At 33.8% G+C, this 4,234-nt stretch carries 3 protein-coding genes and 1 pseudogene; all 4 read left to right on the top strand.

Annotation, left to right across the window (positions count from 1 at the left end):
• Positions 1-9: 9 nt before the first annotated feature.
• Positions 10-1,563 (top strand): hypothetical protein, encoded by a 1,554-nt coding sequence (locus J6L95_RS04610; RefSeq protein ID WP_287458316.1) that lies wholly within the window; start codon positions 10-12, stop codon positions 1,561-1,563.
• A 5-nt stretch (positions 1,564-1,568) separates the two neighbouring features.
• The gene (locus tag J6L95_RS04605; protein ID WP_287458315.1) at positions 1,569-2,345 is read left to right on the top strand and encodes a YaaW family protein; all 777 of its coding nucleotides are present in this window, start codon (positions 1,569-1,571) and stop codon (positions 2,343-2,345) included.
• 4 nt (positions 2,346-2,349) lie between these two features.
• Positions 2,350-3,231, top strand: coding sequence for a hypothetical protein (locus J6L95_RS04600; protein WP_287458314.1), 882 nt, complete (start codon positions 2,350-2,352; stop codon positions 3,229-3,231).
• Positions 3,232-3,328: 97 nt separating this feature from the next.
• Positions 3,329-4,234, top strand: a pseudogene (locus tag J6L95_RS04595) (SEL1-like repeat protein); the annotation flags it as partial.

Genomic DNA, 4,234 nt, shown 5'->3' with positions numbered 1-4,234 from the left:
GATTAAAGTATGAATTCACTAGTATCTCTTAAAACCCAAGAAGGTAATCTTGATGTTATATATGAGATAAAACCTTATGAATTCGTCTCTGATAGCAATATTAGAGAAAGTACTCTATTTGCACAGAAAATACGAAATATTGATTTTACTCTCATTCAAAAAAACATCAGCTTAGATGAAGTTGAGAGTCAAATAGAGAAATACACAAGTAATGCAGATTCTATTGATTATATACTGGCAGTGTCTTCAGGCATATTGTCAGGGTTAATCGATATTTTATTTGTTGGAGATTTTTCTTTAGACAGAGGTACTCAATGGGGTAAAGATCGAGTTGACAATTTTGTATTATCAGTAGCTAAAATGAAGGGATATGAAGGAGATAAGCTAGATGGCGCAGTTAGATTTCTTGAGAAGAAATACCCTATTCCTGCTGATAGTGCTACAAATATATTTGGCGGAGGGGCGACACACCACCTAAAAGATTTTTCTCATCATCCAACTCCATTGGGATTGATGTTTTCATTGTTAACCCAATTTACAGGAAAAGTTTATGGTACTAATTCTGTGGGAGCATTTATAGTAGAAGACGTACCCAGTACTGAACTAATAGGCGACAATATTTTTTCAAAGATATCAATAGGTTTCATTAATTGGCTGTTCCATATGGTTAGTGATATGGCAGGATCTAGTAGTTCTATAACATATGGAAAATACGGAACCGGATTGCCAGGACCATTTGTCTCACTGCTTAAAGAATTATCATCATTACCTATCTTCTCACACGAAGAAAATTGTAGAGGCTTTGCCTATTGGGTTTCCAAATTATTTAATGGCACTCTTTTGGCTAAAAGAGATGAAAATAATAGAATAATACCAGACAGTGTAATAAAGTTTGATTTACGTGCAGAAATTGGTGTGTCATATGAGCTCGGCAGACAAGCAGTTCCCGTTATTATAAATGAATGTTTGGTAAGATTATGTTATTTTGTTAGAAGACTTATTCGGGAAATAAAGTTAATCGATCCAAGTTCTATCAATGATATAATCAAAAATACTAATTGGGATAGAACTCTTCCTTTTAAAAACAGGACTATAACTAGAATGATAACAATATCTTCAGCAACTTTCTTTGTTATAGATGTTGCTGATGCGGGAATTAGGGCCGCAATAAAATCCGGAGGCGATCCTGTAGCATTTGCTGGGGGACTTTTATTAAGATTGAATTTTGTGGAATCAGGAAGGTTCCTATTCGCTATAACAGATGAAATATGCAGTGAGATAAATGAGTATAAAACCCGTAATCGGCAGATTACGCTATTAAATGACATAATTTCACTCCACGAAGCAAAGTACTTTTATCTTTGCGCAGGAGAGTGGTCTTTGTTGAGAGATGCTGCTGTTGCGGTTAATGAACTTGAGAATTATGCTTTTTATCAAATTTCTAATGCATATAAAACAATAAATGAGATACATTTGGCTTCTGATACTATTGCAGAAAACATAATCTCAGAAACCAGTAATCAGGAAGAGATACAAGAAATAATGAATATATTAAAATATTAAAAATCATGGAAGATAAATCAAATAATGAGAGTTTGGACTTTCTTAAGAAATGCAAACAACCAGATCTTAAGATGTTTGCAGATTGTTTGCGTTACGGAAATGACAAGAAAGACCGTCCAACTCAAGAACTTACAAAGAACAAAACATATAACGATAATAAGGACCGACTTGTAAATGCCGTTGATGTTTTGATTGATGAGTTTGAGAAATACGGGGGGTCAACAGTTGTTAATACAATAAGAAGACATGGAGTGTCTTACAAAACAATTCTTACAGATATTTGTGAACGGTTATATGTGTTTTATTCAGAAAAAATGCCTATAATGATGATTGAGAGAAATCTGATCATGTTTATTATGGAAAAATATCTTACTGAACTACAAGAAGAGGAAATAAATAATCTTTTTGAAAAATGGTGTGGAAACTCGGACGAGACCTCTTCTGAGTATTATTCTTATGGAAACTGTACAATAGAAGAAAAGCTTGACTGTCTAATTGATTATGCAATGTCAAGGCAAAATCTACGATTAAAAACCATGCCCCTGATAATGAAAGAAGTTGAAGCGCTTACAACAAGTAAAGATTACAAAGGTTGGTTACTAGACATCTTTAACCAATCAAAATCAGCTTCATCACGTAATTCCTTAGGTTTTTTTAATAAAGTTATTCATGGAATTACATATCCCGTTGTCGGACTTCAAGGGCCAGCATATAGGGTGACATTTCCATGTACATTAATGATTATATATATGCGTATAAAATACATGGATCCAAATATTTAATGATATGATAAAAGATATATTATTCGAAATAGCTAAAAAGTATTTTGAAGATTGCTCTTTAGATTCGGATTTTTTTCAATATCTAGATCATAAAGTCGATTTCTCAAATTTTATTGGAGAAGTAAACGCTGTATGTGGTACAACCATAAATGTGGATGAAATTGTGGATTTGAAATATATATATAATTCATTATCATTAATACAAATAGCAGATATATTTAACGAAAACTACAAGAATAGAAAGGAGAAGAAAGAGATACAAGTCGAACGAGACAATGCCGTTAGCAAAGAGTTTGATAATATCATTTGCAACTTAGAAAGATACAAAGAGGAAAAAGAACAATCCGTATCATCATCGTTAATTAAGAATTGTGACGATATCAGCCAGATTGAGCAACAAATTATTCTTGCAATTGAAAATGCTAAAGAAGCCTACGCAAAAAGCGATGAGGCTAAACAAATAAAAGCCAGTATTTTTTCCGGCAATAAAGATGCTATAGAATCATTACAGAAAGCGGTTATTAAGTTAGCTGAAGCTGGAGAGACACAAGTAACAGCACTTATGGCGCAGTTGATATACCTTCACAGAGTTGCAAGAGTGACTAAAGATATTCTGGCATTAGGTGTTTCTAATATTGATTCTATTCGTACATTAATAGCTAAAATTGAAGCAAAAATAAATGATCCGAATGCGAAACTTGACAACATTGGAAAGAATGAACTCATTAAATTGTTAGCAGAATTAAAACAAAAAGAGGACATCTATTCAAGAGTAGAGAAACAAAAAGACGGATTATTGGCTCATGAAAAGGCTATTATACAACACTCAAAAGATATTGATTCTATAATGCATAGATTAGATATCTTAGAAAAAGGTGAAGAATAGTTTTTTTCATTATTAATGTGGAGGCGGACACAAAATGTCTGCCTCTCTTTTTATCTTTGCAGCCAGAAAATGTATTATAACAATTAAGAACATTATTATGGCAAAGAAAGAAACTATCGATTTGGAAGTCATAAAAGGGATGCATCCTGATAGCTTCAATACCCCAGAAGATATTGCCAACCTCGGGTGTGATTACTGCAATGGAGAGGGTGTCAAACAGAATTATGAGATAGGTCGTACTCTTCTTGAAAAAGCAGCAGAAATGGGATATGTGTATGCAATGACATCTTTGGGTTATTTGTATCACGATGATGATTATGAAGGCCATGATGATGAAATTGCTTTTGAGTGGTTCGTGAAAGCTGCCACAAATGGTGAATTGGAAGCTGGTTTTATGGTTGGCGAGTTCTACGATAATGGATATTATGTGGAGAAAGATGAGACTATGGCCTTTTATCAGTACAAATTAGTCGCCTATTATGGATTTGCTGAAGCACAATTCTATGTAGGGGTTGATTATGAATATGGCATTGGGGTTCCACAAAATTATAAATTGGCTGTGAAATGGTATCAACTGGCATGTAAACAGGGAAACGCGGAAGCGATGAACAACTTAGGAATGAAATATGTGAGAGGCCTTGGTGTGGAAAAAGATGAAAACAAAGCATTTCAATTAATTATGGAATCTGCTCTTAGAGATAATCCTAAAGCGATGAATAATCTTGGCTATTTCTATTTTGATGGTGTAGGATGTCAACGAAATACCACAAAAGCAATGGAATGGTTTCAAAAAGCGAAAGAAAATGGAGAAGATGTCGAATCGGGCATTATTAATATGCTTCAGCTTTTGAAACAAGCTGACTCGAAAGACTCATTATCAGAATATCAATTAGCAGAATACTATCGTAAAGGGGAAGGGCTTTCACGCTCTATAAAGTTGGGGAGTAGGAGGAATAATCGAATTAATCGATTTCGGAATTACAAGAAGGCTGTTAAATGGTTT

The organism is Kandleria sp., from assembly GCF_017934775.1.
Lineage (GTDB): Bacteria > Bacillota_I > Bacilli_A > Erysipelotrichales > Coprobacillaceae > Kandleria > Kandleria vitulina.
This window is presented reverse-complemented; position numbering and strand designations above follow the sequence as displayed.

Bases quoted from the DNA above. Each gene is read 5' to 3' on its own strand.
- J6L95_RS04610 (WP_287458316.1), top strand. From the start codon at position 10: ATGAATTCACTAGTATCTCTTAAAACCCAAGAAGGTAATCTTGATGTT.
- J6L95_RS04605 (WP_287458315.1), top strand. From the start codon at position 1,569: ATGGAAGATAAATCAAATAATGAGAGTTTGGACTTTCTTAAGAAATGC.
- J6L95_RS04600 (WP_287458314.1), top strand. From the start codon at position 2,350: ATGATAAAAGATATATTATTCGAAATAGCTAAAAAGTATTTTGAAGAT.